The sequence below is a fragment of the Sphingomonas sp. IC081 genome (genome assembly GCF_006874585.1).
GTDB lineage: Bacteria > Pseudomonadota > Alphaproteobacteria > Sphingomonadales > Sphingomonadaceae > Novosphingobium.
Genome location: NZ_CP029761.1, coordinates 3513794 through 3532481 on the forward strand (window position 1 = coordinate 3513794; position 18688 = coordinate 3532481).

The window sequence follows — 18688 nt, forward strand, 5'->3', positions numbered from 1 at the left end:
CGGCCTGGAGCAGTTTTCGATCCGATTGCATCGGATCAACTACTCCAAGATTTTGGTTTTACGCGCTTTCGGAGTCATCAGGTGATTCCACCTGCTCTCGGCCGGGAAGAATTACTCCGCCGGTTCCAGCGCGCTCTTGTCGGTGATCTGCGGGATGGCCGGCGGGGTGTGCCCGCCGTTCGGGTTGAGCCGGCCTTCGAGCCGGGCGCCCTGCTCGATGGTGAGCGCGTCGTAGGCGACGTCGCCCTCGATGCGGGCCGTGCGCAGGATCACCACCTCGCGGGCGGTGATGGTGCCGCGCACGGTACCGGCGATGCGCACGCTTTCGGCGCTGATGCCGCCGGCGATCTCGCTGGCGTCACCCTGGATGAGCGCCTTGCAGGCGATGTCGCCGGTGACACGGCCCTCGACGTGAAGGTCGACGGTGGCTTCGATGTTGCCGGTGATGGCGGTATCCGCGCCGAGCACCGAAAAGCTGCTGGAGCCGGTGCGGGCGGTCGTGGTCGAAAAGGTCTTGGCCATGGCGTTATCGGGCTTCTTGCTGAACATTATGGGCGGCCTCGAGGAATGTGCGCGGGTTCATGGGCCGGTTGTTGTTGCGCACCTCGAAGTGGAGATGCGGTCCGGTTGACCGGCCGGTCGAGCCCATTGCGGCGATGCGGGTTCCGCCGTCGACGAGCTGGCCGGGGCGGACGTTGAAGCCGGAGAGATGGCCGTAGCGGGTCATCAGACCGTTGCCGTGGCTGATCTCCACGCAGTTGCCGTAACCCTGGCGCTGACCGACAAAGGTCACGCGCCCCTTGGCGGCGGCATAGATCGGCGAGCCCATCGGGCCGGGGAAGTCCAGCCCGGCGTGGAAGGCGGCGCCGCCGGTGAAGGGATCGGCGCGGTAGCCGAAGCTCGACGAGACATAGGCGACGTGGGCGGGGCTGACTTGCGGGATCGAGGCGAGGCCGTTCTCCAGCGAATCCATGCGCGCCAGGCTCTGGCCGAGGCGCTGGAAACGCGGATCGATCGAACCGTCGGCAGCGGTTGTCAGCTTTTCGAGCGGACCACCTTCGCCGCCGCGGGCATTCGCCATGGCGTTGGGATTGAGGCCGAGCTTGCGGATGGTCTGGGCGGCGCTGGCGGCGCGGCGGTCGGCATAGCGGGTCAGGCGTTCGACAAAGGCCAGCTGTTCGGCTTCCACCCCGGCCAGCTTGCCGGCCTCGGGCACGGCGGCGCTGACCTTCTTTACCGTCGCGGCGGCTTCGCTGGCGCTGTCGGTCACGGTTTCGCCGGCCTGCTTGTCATCGGGCAGTTCGCCGATGTGGGCTTCGACCACCGTCTCGATGAACTTCTGGCGGCGGGCAAGGTCATCCGCGGTGCCGTCGAGATTGTCGCGGTACTGCTGCACCCGGCTCTCGGCCGTGGCGACCTTGGCTTCGCGCAGGCGCAGCAGGGCATGGTCGCTGGTCGCGCTGAACTGCGACACGGCGACCGCGCCCATCGACACGCACCATGCGCCGAGCAGCGCGGCACAAGTGCCGGCAGCCACTTTCTGCATGCGCGACGAAATACGGATGAAGCGGACCTGTCCCTGCGAGCGCATGATGAACTCGCGTTCGGGAAAGGCCGCCTGGAGACGCGATTTCAGCGTCCCGGCAGAGATGAACTTCAAAACGACCCCGCTTTGGAAATTTTTTTCTGACCCCGGGCGGCCGGGTAGCAGGGGAGGGGGGCAAAGGCGAATCGACTCGCCCCGATTGGTTGCAAAAACAGGATGAGTCGGACCTTCCCTGCGATGAACCGAGGGAACGAATTTGATTCCGAGAGTGGCGGGTCTGTGGAAATCGCCCCGATTCGCAGGCGCAACAGGCTGATCTCATACGGAAGTTTGAATGAATCCAGGCTGAATGCATTGACGGGCTTTGCCGTGACGGTTGCGTGACATGCATCGAAACCGCCTCCGGCGCATCGATCGGTCCGGTCGGTGACAGCATGGCGCAACAATGCTAGGCGGCTGCCATGACCGAGCAGACTATTCTTGCCGCCGACCAGATCGGCGAGCGTGCCGCCGAGACGCCCGAGGCCCTTGTCGCCCGGCTCGCGCGGGCCGGCCGGGCTGCCCAGCGCGCACTGGCCAAGACCAGCGACGTGCAGAAGGCCGATGCCCTGCGTGCCGCCGCTGCCGAACTGCGCAAGGCGGAACCGGCGATTCTTGCCGCCAACGCGCTCGACATCGCCGCAGGTGAGGCGAAGGGTCTGAGCGGGGCGATGCTCGACCGACTGCGGCTCGATTCCGGCCGCCTTGCCGGGATCGCCGATGCGGTGGAACAGGTCGCCGGTCTCGCCGACCCGGTGGGCGAGGTGATCTCCACCAGCGAGCGGCCCAACGGCCTCCAGCTCTCGCGCGTGCGCATTCCCATCGGGCTGATCGGCATCATCTACGAGAGCCGCCCGAATGTGACGGCCGATGCCGCCGCGCTCTGCCTGCGCTCGGGCAATGCCGCGCTGCTGCGGGGCGGCACCGAGGCGCTCCATTCGAACCGGGCGATCATGGCGGCGATGACCGCGGGGCTGACCTCGGCAGGGATTCCCGCAGCGGCGATCCAGCTCCTGCCGACCCAGGACCGCGCCGCGGTGGGGGCGATGCTGACTGCGGCGGGGCTGATCGACATGATCGTGCCGCGCGGTGGCAAGAGCCTGGTCGCGCGCGTGCAAGCCGATGCGCGGGTGCCGGTGCTCGCTCACCTCGACGGCATCTGCCATACTTATGTCCATGCTGCGGCCGATCCCGCGATGGCGGCACGGCTGGCGCTCAATGCCAAGATGCGGCGCACCGGCGTCTGCGGCTCGATGGAGACGCTGCTGCTCGATACCCAGTTCCCGGCCTCTGCCGAGGTCGTGCGCGGCCTGCTCGATGCCGGGTGCGAACTGCGCGGCGATGCCCGTGCGCGGGCGCTCGATCCGCGAGTCCTGATCGCCAGCGACGAGGACTGGGATACCGAGTACCTTGACGCGGTGCTGTCGGTGGCCGTGGTTGACGGGCTTGATGCCGCGCTCGATCACATCGCGGCGCATTCCTCGCACCATACCGACGCCATCGTCACCGAAGATGCGACGGCGGCCGAGCGGTTCCTCGCCGAAGTCGACAGCGCGATCGTGATGGTCAATGCCTCCAGCCAGTTCGCCGATGGCGGCGAGTTCGGGCTCGGCGCCGAGATCGGCATCGCCACGGGTCGGCTCCACGCGCGCGGTCCGGTCGCGCTGGAAGGGCTGACCACCTACAAGTGGCTGGTGCGCGGTACCGGGCAGGCGCGGCCCTGACGGGACACGTCGTGCGCGGTTCGGGCCCGATCACCGGGCTGCTGGGGGGCAGTTTCAATCCGGCCCACGGCGGCCACCGGCGCATCAGCCTGTTCACGGCCGAGGCGCTGGGGCTGGACGAGGTCTGGTGGCTGGTTTCCCCCGGCAATCCGTTGAAGCCGAAAGCGGGCATGGCGCCGCTCGCCGCGCGGGTCGCTTCGGCGAAGCGGCAGGCGCGGCGCGCACGAATCCGGGTCACCGCGATCGAGCGGGAACTGGGGACCCGCTACACCGTCGATACCCTGCGCGCACTGGTCCGGCGCTATCCGCACAGGCGCTTCGTGTGGCTGATGGGGGCCGACAATCTGGCGCAATTCCACCGCTGGAAGGACTGGCGGACGATCGCCCGACTCATGCCGATTGCGGTAATTGCCCGTCCGGGGTATGATGGCGCCGCTGTCGCGAGCCCCGCGATGGCCTGGCTGGGGAGATTCCGGAGGTCCCAGTCCAGCTTTCGCAGTCCGGAAAGGTGGAGCGCACCTGCGCTGGTGACATTGCGATTCGACCCCGATGCGCGGTCGGCCACGGCTATTCGCCAGGCCGATCCGGAGTGGGCCCGCAAGTCGATGGAACGACTTTCGCGAGCTGACTTCATTCGAGATGGTGTCACGTACCACCGCATCCCCGGACATGCAGCGTGAGCAGGCGTTTCGCCCTTCTCTCGCACGTCCGCACATCAAAAGTGAGATTGCAACTGACGGGGTGCCCGCACCCTGTCATGCGTGATCGTGAGAAAGGAGCAGTAACCCTCTAGATGCCACAGGCACAGATACAGCCGGAACAAACCGGCGCTACGCCCCCGGCCACTGTCGAGTCCGATGACCCGCAATTGGCCCTCGTCCTGCAGAGCCTTGACGACGATCAGGCGCAGGACATCGTGACCATCGACCTCGAAGGCAAGTCGAGCATCGCCGAATACATGGTGATCGCCTCGGGCCGCTCGACCCGCCAGGTGGCGGCGATGGCGCAGAAACTTGGCGAACGTCTCAAGCACGGCGGTTTCGGCCATGCCCGTGTCGAAGGCCTGCCGGCTGCCGACTGGGTGCTGGTGGATGCCGGCGGCGTCGTCGTGCACCTGTTCCGCCCGGAAGTGCGCAGCTTCTACAACCTCGAGCGCATGTGGGGCTTCGACGGTCCTTCGGGCGCGGCCTGATTCGTCGTCCGGATCTGTTCCGGCGGTGAATCCGCAACTCGGCCGCGACGGTGGCCGGGGCATTGAAACGGTACTGGCGCACCTGCTCCGCGCCAGCCGGTCGCGCGCCGGGAAGGGCTTGCGCGACCCGCTTCGGAGGGCGATGGAGGAGAGATGCTTCTCCATGTCATCGCCCGCGGCAAGATCGCCCGCTCGCCCGAGGCCGAGCTGCTCGATCGTTATGCCAAGCGCATCACCTGGCCTTTCAAGCACAGCGAACTGCCCGACGTCGGCGGCAAGGTGCCGCCGCCCGTGCAGACGCCGGTGCGCGAGGTCCTGCTCGACGAACGCGGCAAGCTGATGAGTTCGGAGGAATTTGCCGGACTGCTCGGCCGCTGGCGCGATGAAGGCGTGCGCGAATGCCGCTTCCTGATCGGCGCGGCGGACGGCCACGGCGACGAGGCCCGCGCCAGGGCCGATCATTTGCTCTGTTTCGGCCGCATGACCTGGCCGCACCTGATGGTGCGCGCGATGCTGGCCGAGCAGCTCTGGCGCGCCACCGCGATCCTGGCGGGCCATCCCTATCATCGTTCCGGCTGAGGCGGCGGGCACGTGATCTCCGGTCCCGGTCTCTGGGCTCTGTGCGGTTCGGCGCTCGTCATGACCGCGATCGTCGGCCTGCGCTATCTGGCGACCTCGGGGCTGTTCGCCTGGATCACCGCCAGAATGCGGCCGGGTCTCTATGACGGCATGACGCGCCAGATCCGCGCCGAGATCGGCTGGTCGCTGGCGTCGAGCGCGATCTACGGGATTCCTTCGGGCGTGGTCGCCTGGGGCTGGCAGGCCCACGGCTGGACGCGGATCTACGGCGATGCCGGGCACGGAAATGCGGCGACTTATCCGCTCTGGTGGATGCCGGTCTCGCTGTTCCTCTATCTGTTCCTGCACGACACCTGGTTCTACTGGACCCACCGCTGGATGCACCGTCCCGGCGTGTTTCGCCTCATGCATGCGGTCCACCACGCCAGCCGTCCGCCGACCGCCTGGGCGGCGATGAGCTTTCATCCGCTGGAGGCGGTGAGCGGTGCTTTCGTGATCCCGGTGCTGGTGTTCCTCATCCCGATTCACGTCGCCATTCTGGCCATGGTGCTGACGATCATGACCGTCATGGGAATCGCCAATCACATGGGCTGGGAGATGTTCCCCCGCCGCCTGGTCGAATCCCGCCTCGGCCACTGGCTCATCACCGCCAGCCACCACCACCGCCATCACGAGAACTATCGATGCAATTACGGTCTCTACTTCCGCTTCTGGGATCATCTGTGCGGAACCGACCGGGGGCTGTCGCGGCCCTGATCGGCGGCGCGGTGCTGGCCTGCGGGGCAGCGGAGGGACCGGCGCAAGTCGGCGTCACGGTGACCGGGCTGCGTTCGCACAAGGGGCAGATCCTGGCCTGCCTCACCACCAACCCGCGCGCCTTTCCCGACTGCAGCAAGGATCCGCAGGCTCGAAAGCTGACTGTAGCCCTGTCGGGTAGCCGGGAGACGGGACCGGTTCGCCTCGATTTCGGCGCGGTGCCGCAGGGACGCTACGCCATTTCGCTGATTCACGACGAGAATGCCAATGGCCGCCTCGACACCACGATGGCTATCCCGCGCGAGGGCTACGGGTTTTCGCGCGATGCGCCGGTGCGGATGGGGCCGCCGCGATTCGACAAGGCGGCCTTCGATCTCGGCGCGGCGGCCCAGCACCTGGATATCCGCATGCGATATCTGCTGTGATCCACCGCGCCGCTCTTGTCGTCCCTGTCCACGCCGCCTAGCGCTGGAGCCGTGACCAAGGCGCACGACACCATCGAGGAACGGATCGAGGAGGTCGTCGATTCGGCGACCGCCGGATTGGTGCCGCCCCCTGCAAACGGTACGTTTTCGCCGTTCCGCTACCCGGTTTTCCGCGCGATCTGGATCGCCAACCTGTTCTCGAACCTCGGCTCCACCCTGCAGAGTGTCGGTGCGGCCTGGTTGATGACCGAACTGACGCCCTCGCACCAGTTGGTCGCGCTGGTCCAGGCCTCGGCGACGGTTCCGATCATGCTGCTGGGCGTCTTTGCCGGAGCGATTGCCGACAACTACGACCGCCGGGTGGTCATGCTGGTGTCGCAGGTGGCGATGCTGGTGGTTTCCGCGCTGCTGGCGGTCATGGCCTATGCCGGGTGGCTGACGCCGCTGCTGCTGCTGACCTTCACGCTGGGGGTGGGCACCGGTACCGCGCTCAATTCGCCCGCCTGGCAGGCCTCGGTGCGCCAGCAGGTCGATCACCAGCAACTGCCGCAGGCGATCGCGCTCAACTCGATCTCGTTCAACATCGCCCGCTCGATCGGCCCGGCGCTGGGCGGGCTGCTGATCTCGATCTGGAATCCGGCCTTTGCCTTTGCGATCAACGCGGTGAGTTACGTCGGCTTGATCGCGGTGCTGCTGTGGTGGCGGCCCGAGCCGCGCAAGATCGATGCCCGGCCGATCCTGCCCGCAGTCGCTGCGGGCATGGCGTTCTGCGCGCGTTCGGTGCCCTTGCGGCGCATCCTCATCCGCGGTTTTGCCCTGGGCTTCTGCCTGGCGACCTTCCAGTCGCTGCTGCCCGGCGTGGTCCACGAATCGCTGCACGGGCGCGAGGTCGACTATGGCATCATGCTGGGCCTGTTCGGCATCGGTTCGATCCTGGCGGCACCGTCGATCGGACCGATCCGGCGAAGGCTGGGGCTGGAGGGCATCCTCATGCTGGGATCGGCGCTCTACATCACCGCCCTGCTGATCGCCGCAGCCGCTCAGAGCCTGGTCGCGGCCATGCCTTCGGCGTTCCTCGCCGGAATCAGCTGGGTGCTGATCCTGACGACGATCAACACGGCCGTGCAGATGCGTTCGCCCGACGCGGTGCTGGGACGCTGCCTGTCGATCTACCAGGCGGTGACGTTTGGCGGCATGGCGCTGGGCGCCTGGACCTGGGGCTCGCTGGCCGATGGCAGGGGCATTGCCTTTGCTCTCCACGGCGGCGCCGCGACGCTGTTCGTCTCGTTCGTGCTCCTGCGCTTCCTGGCGCCGATGCCACGCCCCGGCGAGGGGGTCTTGCGCCCGCGTTGAGGCGGAAGGAATCGACCTCCATGTCCCGGGTGCCATCTTAAATATTGATTCACCACGTTGAGGCACAATCGGAAGCCTTGGAAATGGGGTATTCCGACGATGGACACGTTGCGTGGCGATTTCGCCACTTCGGACGGAGCGGACAGCGCCTACGGTTCGGTGGGGCCGGACAGCGGCTATGAAACCCGCTCGGCGGTGGTGCCGGGGGATGAGCGGCGCATGCAGGTGCGGGCCTACAATTTCTGGGCCAGCCTGCTGGGCGAGCGCCAGTTCCCCGACGTTTCCAGCCTGCGTCCCGAGCAGCACCCCGATTTTGGTCCCTACAGCGTCCTGCTGGATTTCTCGGCCGGCATCGACAATCCGAAGATCGGCTGGCTCGGGGGGCTGCTCGCCGAGGAATGCGGGGTCGAACAGTCGATTCGCAGTCTGGCCGAGGTGCCCAGCCGCTCGCTGCTGTCGCGCATCACCGACCATTACATGCAGATTCTCGCCAATCAGGCACCGATCGGATTCGAGGCGGAATTCGTCAACTTGCGCGGGGTGACGATCCTCTATCGCGGCATCCTGTTGCCGTTCTCGCACGATGATGCGCAGATCGACTGCATCTACGGCGTCATCAACTGGAAGGAGATGGCGGACCAGGCCAGCACCGATGCGCTGCTGCGCCAGGTCGACGAGACTCTCGGCCTGCGCATGCCGCTGCGGGCGCCGCCGCCGCGGGGGGCCTGGGCGGACGGTCCGGCCAATGGCCGGGGCGCGGAACGATCGCTCGCGGAATCGGCCGGGTTGCCGGCGGTGGCTTTTGGCGAGGCGGAAACCGCGTTCGACACCGATGCCACGATCGATGCCGGAATCATGCCGCTCGATGCCTACATGGTCACTGAAGACCAGGACGCCCGTTTCGACGAATCGGACATCTTCGAACTGACCGCCGACATGGAACTGGCCGACTGGCTCGCGTCCGCGCGCGAACTGGCGCAGGCGGCGGTGGGCTGCGAGGACCGGTCGCGCCAGGCGCTCTACGCCGCGATCGGCCGGGCCTACGACTTCGTGCTGGCGGCGGCCGAGGCGCCCGAGGAACTGGCCGAACTGCTGGAGGATGCCGGCCTCAAGGTGCAGGAACGCGCGCCGCTGGTGCCGCTGATGAAGCTGGTGTTCGGCGCCGATTACGACAAGACGCGGCTCACCGAGTTTGCCTCGGTGATTGCCCATGGCCAGCGGCTGGGGCTGGAGCGCGGCGCCTTGACGTCATTTCTCACCGCGCAGCCCGGCGGAATCAAGGCGGTGGTGCGCGACGAGCGCCGCCAGCGCCGCGAGGAGACCGAGCGCGGCGAGCAAGGCGAGACGCGCCGCGAGCGCATGGCCAAGGGGCTGCGTGCGCTTTCGCCCAAGGCCTTGAGCGAAGTCGGCAAGGACAGCGAGTTCAGCATTCTTGTCGCCCGCCGGGACGAGGCGGGGCAAGTCATCCTGCTCGGCGAAGTCACGGACGACGAAGTGCTGCTGGACCGCGCCGCCCGCCACCTGCTGGGCTGATCCGGCTGGAGCGGCTTTTGCACCGATCGCATCGGCAAGGCGGCTTCGGGGCGCTGGTCTTCGCGTTCCGGTAACTTCCCGGTCCAAGAAAACGGGCGGCCATCCCGCTGGATGGCCGCCCGTTTTCCTTGGAAGGGTCAAGCGGATCAGTACGTCGCCGGGGGATCGCTGGCCGGGAAGCTTTCGTCGATGGCCTCGTCGGTCTTCGACCAGCGCTTGGGCTGCGTCTTCATGCTTTCCGGGCCGGCATCGCGTACCGGATGGGCGGCATCCTGCGTGCCGGCGGTGGTTGCCAGCGGGTCTTCCTGATCGCGCGTCGCGTACTTGTAGAGCGCGTAGCCGGCGGCACCGGCGACGGCCATCTTGATGAGTCCCATCGGTCCTGCTCCTCTTGGTGGCGGCGCGCCTGCCGGAGGGGCGGCGCGCCATGTTCCACGTGGAGCAACGTCAAGAGCCGGGGACGGTTGCCTCAGTCTCCGCCGACCCGTTCGATCTGCGCGCCGACCAGAGCCAGCTTTTCCTCAAGGCGCTCATAACCACGGTCGAGGTGGTAGAGGCGGTGGACCTGGGTTTCGCCTTCGGCGGCAAGCCCGGCAATCACCAGGCTCATCGAGGCGCGCAGGTCGGTCGCCATGACTTCGGCGCCGGTCAGCTTGGGAACGCCGTGAACGATCGCGGTGCGGCCCTTGGTCTCGATATGCGCGCCCATGCGGTTGAGTTCGGGAACGTGCATGTAGCGGTTCTCGAAGATCGTCTCGGTCAGCACGCTGGAACCTTCGGCGCGGCACAGCAGGGCCATGAGCTGGGCCTGCATGTCGGTGGCGAAGCCGGGGTAGGGCGCGGTCGAGAGGGTGACGGGCTTCAGCGGGCCATCGGCGGCGACGTGAAGACCGGCAGCGGTCGCCTCGACGTGGACACCGGCGTCGCGCAGTGCCTGTACGGTGGCTTCCATGTCCTCGATGCGGGCACCCTTGAGCGTGACTTCACCGCCGGTGATGGCCGCCGCGCAGGCATAGGAGCCCGCCTCGATGCGGTCGGGCATGACCATGTAGGTAGCGCCGTGCAGGCGCTCGACCCCGTGGATGGTGATGTCCGAGGTGCCGATGCCCTCGATCTGGGCGCCCATGGCGACCAGCAGGTTGCACAAGTCGACGATCTCGGGCTCGCGCGCGGCGTTGTGCAGGGTGGACTTGCCCTTGCACAGCACGGCGGTCATCAGCGCGTTCTCGGTCGCGCCGACGGAGACCACCGGGAACGAATAACGCCCGCCGGGCAGGCCGCCGTCAGGGGCAATGGCGCGGACGTAGCCGGCGGCCAGTTCGATCTGCGCGCCGAGCGCTTCGAGCGCCTTCAGGTGCAGGTCGATCGGGCGGTTGCCGATCGCGCAGCCGCCGGGCAGCGAGACGGTTGCCTCGCCCATGCGGGCGAGCATGGGGCCCAGCACGAGGATCGAGGCGCGCATCTTGCGCACCAGGTCGTAGGGCGCGACGGAACTGGTGATGCGGGTCGCCTGCAGCGTCATCACCCGGCCGAAGTCTTCGGGGCGGCTGCCGGCGATCATCGTCGAGATGCCGAACTGGTTCATCAGGTGCTGGAACCCGTCGATGTCTGCCAGGCGCGGCAGGTTGCGCAGCGTCAGCGGCTCTTCGGTGAGCAGCGCGCAGGGCAGCAGCGTCAGCGCCGCGTTCTTGGCGCCGGAAACGGGGATGGTGCCGGAGAGGCGCTTGCCGCCTTCGATGATGATCTTGTCCATTGCCTGCTCTTTAAAGGGATTTGGCCGCGCAGCAAGCACGGCTCGGAGAAAGCAGGATGGACTGTTGCGCTGCAACTGCGAAGCGGCTTTAATAGCAATGTAACCAAATGGAGTCAGACCATAAACCATGTCTGCGCCTCAGTTTAAAAAACCCGTCCGCAAAGCCGTGTTTCCGGTTGCCGGTCTCGGCACGCGCTTTCTTCCTGCAACCAAGGCCATTCCGAAGGAACTTCTGCCGGTCGTCGACCGTCCGCTGATTCAATACGCGGTGGACGAAGCGCGCGAGGCGGGAATCGAGGAGTTCGTCTTCGTGACGGGGCGCGGCAAGACCGCGATAGTCGAACATTTCGATACGGCTTACGAACTCGAGGCAACGATGACCTCGCGCGGCAAGTCGCTCGATCCGCTCGAACCGACCCGGATTCAGCCGGGCAATCTGGTGACCGTGCGCCAGCAGGTGCCGCTCGGCCTTGGCCATGCGGTCTGGTGCGCGCGGGCGGTCATCGGGGACGAGCCTTTCGCGATCTTCCTTCCCGATGAACTCATGTACGGCTCGCCCGGTTGCATGGCGCAAATGGTCGAGGCTTACAACGAAGTGGGCGGCAACCTTGTCTCGGTGCTGGAAGTGCCGATGGAGGAAGTGTCGAGCTACGGCGTGATCGCGCCGGGCGAAAGCCGCGGTGCGCTGACCGAAGTGAAGGGGCTGGTCGAAAAACCCAAGGTGGCGGAAGCCCCCTCGAACAAGATCGTCTCGGGCCGCTACATCCTCCAGCCGGAAGTGATGGACCTGCTCGCCAGCCAGGGCAAGGGCGCGGGCGGCGAGATCCAGCTGACCGATTCGATGGCCAAGCTGATCGGCGTCCAGCCGTTCCATGCCGTCACCTTCCAGGGCCAGCGTTTCGACTGCGGTTCGAAGGTCGGATTTGTCGAAGCCACGCTCGCCATCGCGCTCGATCGTGCCGACATGGGTGAGGACGTGCGCAAGATCGCCAGCCGGTTGCTGGCCTGATTGCCGCAGTTCGAGGCGCCCTGCCGTGGGCGCCTCGAACGCCAATTGCTCAAGCCAGTTGCTCAAGCCAGTTTCTGGCGCCAGCTACTGAGGCCAGCTACTGGCGCACGGGGTCTGCGAGCCGGGCCATGATCGAGGCGACATAGGCCCGGGTTTCGCGGATGTTCGGAATACCGCCGGCTTTCTGGACGCGGCCGGGCCCGGCATTGTAGGCGGCCAGCGCCTTTTCGATATCACCGCCAAAGGCATCGAGCTGCATGCGCAGGTACCGCGCGCCGCCCTCGAGATTGGCCATCGGATCGCCGGCATTGACCCCCATCTGCGCTGCGGTGCCGGGCATGAGCTGGGCAAGCCCCCGCGCGCCGACCGGCGACACCGCCAGTTCGTTCCAGCGGCTTTCCTGCCAGACGACTGCTTCGAGCAGGCTCGGGCTGATGTCGTACTTGGCGGCAAGCTGGGCGACCCGCAGGCGCCAGCGGGTAGGGCCTGCGGCATCGAGTGCATCGGTGATCGAGAGCGGGTGGAGCGTGGCGGCTTCCATCTCGGTCGGCGGGGCGGCGTTGGCGGACGTGCCATCGGCAAATTCCACCGTCGTGACGCCATCCGGATTCGCGGCGGAAGCGGCCCCTGAGCCGAGGGGCGCACCGGGATTGAGCGGATCGGCGGAGCTGCGGGCGGGGCCGCCGGCAACCCACTGGTAATCGCCACCGGAGCCGATCTGCAGGACGTCGGCCCGGGCAAGGCCGGGCATGCCCGTCGCGCCGAAGAGCAGCACGGTCGGGACCAGCGCAGCCAAGACCAGCGCGTTTGGGGCCAGCGCGGTTGGGCCCGAAGCCCGATTCGTACGATTCGATTTCCGCACCATCATTTGCCGTTTACCCCGGATCACCGCCGAGTCTCAAGCCGGTCGCGCGGCTTGCACGCGACCGGCCAGGATCGAACAGGGGTCAGTCGAGCCCCAGGGCGCTGCGGATCGCGCGCCAGGAGAGCAGCTTGAAGTTCTGCGCATAGGGGGCGTTGTCGCCGTCCTGCGCCACCATCAGGCCCTCGGGATAGGCAGGGCCGAAGTCGCCGAGCACGACCTCGATGCCGTCGGTATCGCTGGTGCCGCCGATGCTGCCGCCATCGATGCGGAACCGTCCGGCAGGCTTGCCGGTGCCAAGGTCGAACAGGGCATAGGCATTGTCGCCCTGGCTGGATGCGACCAGCCATGCCCGCCCGCCGTCTTCGCGGGCAACCGCAAGACCTTCCACGTCGGCGACGAGGCCGTCCGCTGCCCCGACTTTGGCGAAGGCTTCGGCGACCAGCCTGTCCCCGGCGAGGGGGACCTTCCAGATCCCGACGTCCTCCTCGGCAACAAACAGCACCTTGCCGGCATCGTCGACCACGCAGCCTTCGGATTGCGTCGCGAACTTCACGAGGCGCAGGTAGTCGGGCACTATCCGGCCCTCGCGCTCGATCAGGCGGCTTTCCGCCACCGAACCGTCCTTGAGCACGACATAGGCGCGGGCGAGTTCGCCCGAAGCCAGGGCGCTGCCCATGCAGAAGCCATAGGCCTCGGCGGGAGCGTGACCGGCGGGCAGGAAGGTTTCCGCGCCCAATGAGGTGAGCTTGCCGCTGGCGCCATCAAGCGCGAACAAGGCGATGCGCGGTTCGGCCCGGTCGGTGCGGTCGCTGGCGCCAACGAGGATCGTCGTTTTGCCGCCGCGGCGCACTTCTCGCAGGTCCACGTTGTTGAGCGCCCCTGCTGCGGCAAAATCGCGCACCTTGCCGTCGAGCCCGTAGACATAGAGCCCGGCCTTCTTGTCGGTGCCGAGAACGAGGCTGGCGGCGGGATTCGCGGCATTGCGCCAGATCGCCGGATCGTCGGCGGCATCGACATTGGCGGTGCCGACCGGGGTGGTTTCACCCGCAGCGGCAACATCGACAGCGGGAAGGCGGATCGCGGGAGCCGTGGCGGTGGTGGCGCAGCCGGCCAGCAGGGCCGAAAGCACGAGGGCCGGGAGCAATGCTCCCGACCCACATGTCACGACACTGGCGATGTGCGTGAGCGCGGCCTTCATCAGAAGGTCACCCGCGCGCCGAACTTCACGGTCGAGCCATATTCCTCGTACTGCAGCACGCGCTTGGCGCCGGCGAGGTTCTGGTAGGCGAAGTACTTGGCGTTGTTGACGTTCACCCAGTCCGCGAAGAGGCGGATGTTGTCGGTGAGCTTGTACTTGGCCGAAAGATCCAGCTGGAAGTGCTGGTTGACGGTACGGTCGGTGTCGAACGAATCGCCGACCTCGTCGAGGTACTTGTCGCGGAAGGTACCGGCAGCGCGCAGGCTGATCGGGCCCTTCTCGTACCCCAGCACCGCGTTGAAGGTGTTCTTCGATGCGTTGGGCAGCGAGATGCGGCGGGCGACCTGCACGCCGTCGTCATCCGAGAACACCGTGCCGCGGGCGTAAGTGTAGGTGTAGTTGAGCTGCGTCAGCAGGCCATCGAAGGGCGAGGGCAGCATCGTGAAGGCCTGGCTGAAGCTGACTTCCACACCGGCGATCTCGGCGGTGTCGCCGTTCATCGGAATGGTGATCTCCTCGTAGGCGATGCCGTTGTAGGTGCCGCTTTCCTTGGAGTTCAGCGAGTAGGTGTAGTCCTTGATCGACTTGTAGAAGCCGCCGACCGAGAACGCACCGTTGTTCGCGAAGTAGTATTCGAACCCGGCGTCGAAGTTCCAGGCCTGGTAGGGCTTGAGTTCGGGGTTGCCGACTTCCAGTTCGAGGTCGTCGTTGATCGTGTTGCGCGGCGCCATCTGCGACAGCTTGGGACGCACCACGGTCTTGTAACCGGCGAGGCGGGCAACGAGGCTGGGCTGCGGGCTGTAGCGCACCGTCAGGCTGGGCAGCCAGTTGGTGTAGTTGCGCTTGTAGGTCTGCGGATCGATGGTGAAGGTATCGTCGCCGTTGTCGGTGACGAGGCTGCCGTTGAGTTCGTTGTGGGTGTGCTCCATGCGCACGCCGCCGATGACGCGCAGGGTGGCGCTGTCCCAGCGGGCAAGGGCATAGCCGGCCGCGATGTCCTCACGCACCGAATAGTCGCTGATCGCCGAATTGTAGCCGCTCTCGAAATCGTTGACCACGAACGCGCCCGGGTTGGACAGCAGGTAGGCGGCAGGGCCGCCCTTGCTGGCGACCGGGCCCATGTCGGTCAGGCGGTAGGTCTGCTTGCCCAGCACGTCGGCCAGCGTGTAGTCGGCATCGTCGGCCAGGTCGTAGTAGGTCATGTTGAAGTCGTAGGACTTCTTGCGCCAGCGGGCCTTGCCGCCGGCCTGCACGGTGAAGTCGCCATTGTCGCCGGCGAAAGTGCGGGCGAGATCGGCCTTGATCGCCCATTCCTGGTCCTGGCTGTCGGACAGGGTGGTCAGTTCGGTCTTGTTGAACGCGTACTCCGAAGCGTCGTTGAACGTATCGGCGCCTTCGGTGACCGAGTAGGTCGGGTAGTAGGTGTTCGAGTAGTCCATATCGACCACGGTGCCGCTCTTGAAGCGGGCGCGGAAACGGGTCGGATCGACCGAGAAGGTCTCCTTCTCGGTGGACTTGGCGTAGCTCGCCATCCAGTTGAACTTCCACACGCCGGTGTCGGTGTCGCTGCCGATCGAGACCGAGCGGATGCGCTGGCGTTCGAAGCGATCCTTGAGGTCGCGCTGGACGGTGATGCGCTCGTCCGAACCATCGAAAGTGGCGCTGCTGTCGGTGCTGGCGCTGGGGCTATCGAAATCGCCGAAGTCCAGCGTGGTGCGGCGGCGGTACTCGTGGTCGTCGAACTGTGCCCAGTTGCCGCGGATATAGGCCTTGGTCGTGTCCGACACCCGCCAGTCGGCCGAGAGCGCCGCGTTGATGCGGGTGCGCTCGACGTCATAGTCACGGTATTCCACCGATTCGGCCCAGGCGTTGCCGTTGTCGTCGACGTTCCAGCCGCCGGTCTCGACGTTGTCGGTCTCGAACTTGCGCTTGTAGTAGCTGACCGAGCCGGCGATGCCGAAATCGTCGCCCAGCTTCTGTGTGAAGTCGAAGGCGCCCTTGGGGGTGACCTTGCCCGAATAGTCGTTCCAGCTGCCCTCGGCGCTCAGCGAGTAGCGGTTCTTTTTCGAATCGAAGGCGCTGGTGGTGTTCACCTCGATCGAGGCGCCGATGAAGTCGCCGTCCATGTCGGGGGTGAAGCTCTTTTTCACTTCGATCGACTGGATGGTGTCCGACGAGATCACGTCGAGCGCGACCGAGCGGACGTCCGATTCGGGCGCGGGCAGGCGCACGCCGTTGACCGAGGTGCCGTTGAGTTCGGGGTCGAGGCCGCGCACCGAAACGTAGCGGCCTTCACCCTGGTCGTTGAGGATGTTGACGCCGGGCAGGCGGCGCAGCGATTCGGCGACGTTCTGGTCAGGGAACTGGCCGACCGCGTCGCGGGTGAGGACCGAGACGACACCGTCGGCGGCCTTCTGGCGCGACAGGGCGCTGGTCATGTTGGCGGTGAGGCCGGTGACCAGAATGTCGCCGCCGCCGATCGCGGCGAGGTCGAAGTTGCCGTCCACGCGGCCGGTGGCGGGCACGGTGACCGACCGGGTCGTCACTTCCGCGCCGACGTAGCGGGCTTCCAGGGTGTAGGTGCCGGCGGGAACGTCGCCAAAGATGTACTGGCCCGAACGGTCGGTCTCGACGCTGCGGTCGAGCTCGACGATGCGCACGCTGGCCGACTGCAGGGCACGGACACCGGTGGCGTCATGAACGCTACCGGCAACTTCGCCTGCGTGAGCGATCGTGGCGAAGGAGGCCGAGGCGAGCAGCCCCGCGAGGAGGCGCATGGAGGACGTCATTTTGAGGCAAACCCCTGTTGCTTCGAAGAAGTTGGGGCGGCCTCTAAGTCCGTTCGATGACAGTTTTGTGCTGATGGAATGGCAGTTTTATGACCCTGCCGCGGTGCAGCAATTCGGCCACAGTATACGATCGGCAATCGCTGACCTGCCTGAAGAGGCACCAGTTCCGCCGATGTAAGGAGAGGGGAATGGTGCTGCTGGGGAGGATTGAACTCCCGACCTCGTCATTACCAATGACGCGCTCTACCACTGAGCTACAGCAGCGCCTGATCCGAAGGCCTTGCGGCCAGCGCTTCAGCGCTTGCCCACGGTCACCCGGGGCAGGGGCGCGCTAATGTCCGTGACCGAAGCAATTGTCAAGCGGTGCTTGCGCATTCTTTTTCGCAAGGCCATTCCGAGGGGGACGGAACGGCCCCCGAAAGACCCATTTACCATGACGCAGACCCAGCAATCACGCGAGGAACGGCTCGCTGCCAAGCTTCGCGAAAATCTTCGTCGCCGCAAGGTGCAGGCGCGTGCTTTCGATGCTGCGGCGCAGGATGAGCAGGAGGCGATGGCCGAATCCGATTCGCCGGATGTAGGGGGCGATACGACGGCTGCCGAAAAAGTCGTTGCCGCTGGAGGTGAAATCGAATCGGGCGCTCTTTCCAAATCGCCCCCGGAAAGCTAGGGGCTGCGCCCAGACATATCGTCAGTCTGCCAAGAGGCGTTCCCCGCCGGAGCGCCGATGAGACCCGGGAGTATGCCTTGCCTCGCCTGATCCTCGTCCGCCACGGCCAGAGCCAATGGAACCTTGAAAACCGCTTCACCGGCTGGTGGGATGTCGACCTGACCCCGCTGGGCGAGGATGAAGCCCGCGCCGCCGGCGCGCTGCTCAAGGAAAAGGGCATTGCCCCCACCGTTGCTTTCACCTCGCTGCAGACCCGGGCGATCCGCACCCTGCACCTGGCGCTGGAAGCGGCCGGGCTGCTGTGGATTCCCGAGACCAAGGACTGGCGCCTCAACGAGCGTCACTATGGCGGCCTTACCGGCCTCAACAAGGCGGAGACCGCTGCCAAGCACGGCGAGGAGCAGGTGAAGATCTGGCGCCGCAGCTTCGACACGCCGCCGCCGGTGCTGGAAAAGGGCAGCGAGTTCGATCTCTCGACCGACGCACGCTACGCCGGGATCGACGTGCCGCAGACCGAAAGCCTCAAGGACACCATCGCACGCGTCCTGCCGTATTACGAAGGCTCGATCGTGCCGCACCTCAAGGCCGGTGCCGACGTGCTGGTCTCGGCCCACGGAAATTCGCTGCGCGCGCTGGTGAAGCATCTCTCCAACATCTCGGACGACGAGATCACCGGTCTGGAAATCCCGACCGGCCAGCCGATCGTCTACGAGCTGTCGGACGATCTCGCGGTTCTCGACCGCTATTATCTCTCGGAGCGTTGAGATGAGCGCCGTGGTGCCGGTCGCCATCATCATGGGCAGCCAGTCCGACTGGCCGACCATGGGCAAGGCTGCCGAGATGCTCGACAAGCTGGGCGTCGCCTATGACGCCCGCATCGTCTCCGCCCACCGCACGCCCGAGCGCATGGTGGATTTCGCCAAGGGCGCGGCCGACGAAGGCTTCAAGGTGGTGATCGCCGGTGCCGGCGGCGCCGCGCATCTGCCGGGTATGGTCGCCGCGCTCACGCACTTGCCGGTGCTGGGCGTGCCGGTGCAGTCCAAGGCGCTGTCGGGACAGGACAGCCTGCTCTCGATCGTGCAGATGCCGGCCGGCATTCCGGTCGGCACGCTGGCCATCGGCGAAGCGGGGGCGGCCAACGCCGGTTTGCTGGCCGCCGCGATCCTGGCCACCACCGACGAGGCGCTGGCGCAGCGGCTCAAGGCTTTCCGGGCCGCGCAGACCGACAGCGTGGCAATCCGTCCTTCCTGATAGATC

The 18688-nt window shown here is 66.4% G+C and carries 19 protein-coding genes and 1 tRNA gene; 12 read left to right on the forward strand and 8 right to left on the reverse strand.

Annotated features, from left to right (window positions below):
* Positions 1–111 precede the first annotated feature (111 nt).
* Together DM450_RS16610 and DM450_RS16615 are read right to left on the reverse strand one after the other, a co-directional pair.
* On the reverse strand, positions 112–549 hold the full coding sequence (locus DM450_RS16610) for a polymer-forming cytoskeletal protein (protein WP_409529345.1): 438 nt from the start codon (positions 547–549) through the stop codon (positions 112–114).
* Positions 527–1660 carry a M23 family metallopeptidase gene (locus DM450_RS16615; RefSeq protein ID WP_221889440.1) on the reverse strand — a complete coding sequence of 378 codons (1134 nt, stop codon included), beginning with the start codon at positions 1658–1660 and terminating at the stop codon, positions 527–529. Before DM450_RS16615 ends, DM450_RS16610 begins: the two co-directional genes overlap by 23 nt.
* 347 nt (positions 1661–2007) lie before the next feature.
* Between DM450_RS16615 and DM450_RS16620 the strand changes: the two genes are divergently transcribed.
* The 8 genes from DM450_RS16620 (at position 2008) to DM450_RS16655 (ending at position 9147) form a co-directional block, all read left to right on the forward strand.
* Positions 2008–3309 carry a glutamate-5-semialdehyde dehydrogenase gene (locus tag DM450_RS16620; protein WP_142636661.1) on the forward strand — a complete coding sequence of 434 codons (1302 nt, stop codon included), beginning with the start codon at positions 2008–2010 and terminating at the stop codon, positions 3307–3309.
* Between the two features lie 11 nt (positions 3310–3320).
* On the forward strand, positions 3321–3989 hold the full coding sequence (locus DM450_RS16625; RefSeq protein WP_142636663.1) for a nicotinate-nucleotide adenylyltransferase: 669 nt from the start codon (positions 3321–3323) through the stop codon (positions 3987–3989).
* 113 nt (positions 3990–4102) lie between these two features.
* Positions 4103–4501, forward strand: coding sequence for a ribosome silencing factor (gene rsfS / locus DM450_RS16630; protein ID WP_142636665.1), 399 nt, complete (start codon positions 4103–4105; stop codon positions 4499–4501).
* A gap of 153 nt (positions 4502–4654) precedes the next feature.
* Positions 4655–5080 carry a 23S rRNA (pseudouridine(1915)-N(3))-methyltransferase RlmH gene (locus DM450_RS16635; protein ID WP_142636667.1) on the forward strand — a complete coding sequence of 142 codons (426 nt, stop codon included), beginning with the start codon at positions 4655–4657 and terminating at the stop codon, positions 5078–5080.
* A gap of 60 nt (positions 5081–5140) precedes the next feature.
* Positions 5141–5836: a sterol desaturase family protein gene (locus DM450_RS16640; RefSeq protein ID WP_142638039.1), complete on the forward strand. Its 696-nt coding sequence runs from the start codon at positions 5141–5143 to the stop codon at positions 5834–5836.
* Positions 5803–6261: a DUF2141 domain-containing protein gene (locus DM450_RS16645; protein WP_312846151.1), complete on the forward strand. Its 459-nt coding sequence runs from the start codon at positions 5803–5805 to the stop codon at positions 6259–6261. Before DM450_RS16640 ends, DM450_RS16645 begins: the two co-directional genes overlap by 34 nt.
* Before the next feature lie 51 nt (positions 6262–6312).
* Entirely contained in the window at positions 6313–7614 is a 1302-nt protein-coding gene (locus DM450_RS16650) for an MFS transporter (RefSeq protein WP_142636671.1), read from the forward strand.
* Positions 7615–7713: 99 nt separating this feature from the next.
* Complete coding sequence (locus tag DM450_RS16655; RefSeq protein ID WP_142636673.1) at positions 7714–9147, forward strand: hypothetical protein; 1434 nt, start codon at positions 7714–7716, stop codon at positions 9145–9147.
* 146 nt (positions 9148–9293) lie between these two features.
* On the opposite strand, the gene DM450_RS16660 is transcribed toward DM450_RS16655, so the two are convergent.
* Positions 9294–9524 (reverse strand): hypothetical protein, encoded by a 231-nt coding sequence (locus DM450_RS16660; RefSeq protein WP_142636675.1) that lies wholly within the window; start codon positions 9522–9524, stop codon positions 9294–9296.
* Positions 9525–9616: 92 nt separating this feature from the next.
* Positions 9617–10900 (reverse strand): UDP-N-acetylglucosamine 1-carboxyvinyltransferase, encoded by a 1284-nt coding sequence (murA, locus tag DM450_RS16665; RefSeq protein ID WP_142636677.1) that lies wholly within the window; start codon positions 10898–10900, stop codon positions 9617–9619.
* 127 nt (positions 10901–11027) lie between these two features.
* Between murA and DM450_RS16670 the strand changes: the two genes are divergently transcribed.
* The gene (locus DM450_RS16670) at positions 11028–11909 is read left to right on the forward strand and encodes a UTP--glucose-1-phosphate uridylyltransferase (RefSeq protein ID WP_142636679.1); all 882 of its coding nucleotides are present in this window, start codon (positions 11028–11030) and stop codon (positions 11907–11909) included.
* 97 nt (positions 11910–12006) lie between these two features.
* Here DM450_RS16670 and DM450_RS16675 read toward each other — a convergent pair whose 3' ends face one another.
* The 4 genes from DM450_RS16675 to DM450_RS16690 form a co-directional block, all read right to left on the reverse strand.
* A complete protein-coding gene (locus tag DM450_RS16675; protein ID WP_142638042.1) occupies positions 12007–12660 on the reverse strand; it encodes a lytic transglycosylase domain-containing protein in 654 nt (217 codons plus the stop codon).
* A 196-nt stretch (positions 12661–12856) separates the two neighbouring features.
* The gene (locus DM450_RS16680) at positions 12857–13972 is read right to left on the reverse strand and encodes a phytase (RefSeq protein WP_142636681.1); all 1116 of its coding nucleotides are present in this window, start codon (positions 13970–13972) and stop codon (positions 12857–12859) included.
* Entirely contained in the window at positions 13972–16761 is a 2790-nt protein-coding gene (locus DM450_RS16685; RefSeq protein ID WP_142636683.1) for a TonB-dependent receptor, read from the reverse strand. The genes DM450_RS16680 and DM450_RS16685 overlap by 1 nt, the downstream gene beginning before the upstream one ends.
* Positions 16762–16950: 189 nt before the next feature.
* Positions 16951–17025, reverse strand: a tRNA-Thr gene (locus DM450_RS16690).
* 70 nt (positions 17026–17095) lie between these two features.
* Here DM450_RS16690 and DM450_RS16695 point away from each other — a divergent pair.
* The 3 genes from DM450_RS16695 to purE all read left to right on the forward strand — a co-directional run bounded on the left by DM450_RS16695 (position 17096) and on the right by purE (position 18682).
* On the forward strand, positions 17096–17431 hold the full coding sequence (locus tag DM450_RS16695) for a hypothetical protein (RefSeq protein WP_142636685.1): 336 nt from the start codon (positions 17096–17098) through the stop codon (positions 17429–17431).
* Positions 17432–17508: 77 nt separating this feature from the next.
* On the forward strand, positions 17509–18195 hold the full coding sequence (gene gpmA / locus DM450_RS16700; protein WP_142636687.1) for a 2,3-diphosphoglycerate-dependent phosphoglycerate mutase: 687 nt from the start codon (positions 17509–17511) through the stop codon (positions 18193–18195).
* A 1-nt stretch (position 18196) separates the two neighbouring features.
* Positions 18197–18682 carry a 5-(carboxyamino)imidazole ribonucleotide mutase gene (gene purE, locus DM450_RS16705; protein WP_142636689.1) on the forward strand — a complete coding sequence of 162 codons (486 nt, stop codon included), beginning with the start codon at positions 18197–18199 and terminating at the stop codon, positions 18680–18682.
* The last annotated feature ends 6 nt before the right edge of the window (positions 18683–18688 follow it).

Coding starts and splice junctions, on each gene's coding strand:
- DM450_RS16610 (WP_409529345.1), bottom strand. CDS start 549: ATGTTCAGCAAGAAGCCCGATAACGCCATGGCCAAGACCTTTTCGACC.
- DM450_RS16620 (WP_142636661.1), top strand. CDS start 2,008: ATGACCGAGCAGACTATTCTTGCCGCCGACCAGATCGGCGAGCGTGCC.
- rsfS (WP_142636665.1), top strand. CDS start 4,103: ATGCCACAGGCACAGATACAGCCGGAACAAACCGGCGCTACGCCCCCG.
- DM450_RS16635 (WP_142636667.1), top strand. CDS start 4,655: ATGCTTCTCCATGTCATCGCCCGCGGCAAGATCGCCCGCTCGCCCGAG.
- DM450_RS16640 (WP_142638039.1), top strand. CDS start 5,141: ATGACCGCGATCGTCGGCCTGCGCTATCTGGCGACCTCGGGGCTGTTC.
- DM450_RS16655 (WP_142636673.1), top strand. CDS start 7,714: ATGGACACGTTGCGTGGCGATTTCGCCACTTCGGACGGAGCGGACAGC.
- DM450_RS16660 (WP_142636675.1), bottom strand. CDS start 9,524: ATGGGACTCATCAAGATGGCCGTCGCCGGTGCCGCCGGCTACGCGCTC.
- murA (WP_142636677.1), bottom strand. CDS start 10,900: ATGGACAAGATCATCATCGAAGGCGGCAAGCGCCTCTCCGGCACCATC.
- DM450_RS16670 (WP_142636679.1), top strand. CDS start 11,028: ATGTCTGCGCCTCAGTTTAAAAAACCCGTCCGCAAAGCCGTGTTTCCG.
- DM450_RS16675 (WP_142638042.1), bottom strand. CDS start 12,660: ATGCCCGGCCTTGCCCGGGCCGACGTCCTGCAGATCGGCTCCGGTGGC.
- DM450_RS16680 (WP_142636681.1), bottom strand. CDS start 13,972: ATGAAGGCCGCGCTCACGCACATCGCCAGTGTCGTGACATGTGGGTCG.
- DM450_RS16685 (WP_142636683.1), bottom strand. CDS start 16,761: ATGACGTCCTCCATGCGCCTCCTCGCGGGGCTGCTCGCCTCGGCCTCC.
- DM450_RS16695 (WP_142636685.1), top strand. CDS start 17,096: ATGTCCGTGACCGAAGCAATTGTCAAGCGGTGCTTGCGCATTCTTTTT.
- purE (WP_142636689.1), top strand. CDS start 18,197: ATGAGCGCCGTGGTGCCGGTCGCCATCATCATGGGCAGCCAGTCCGAC.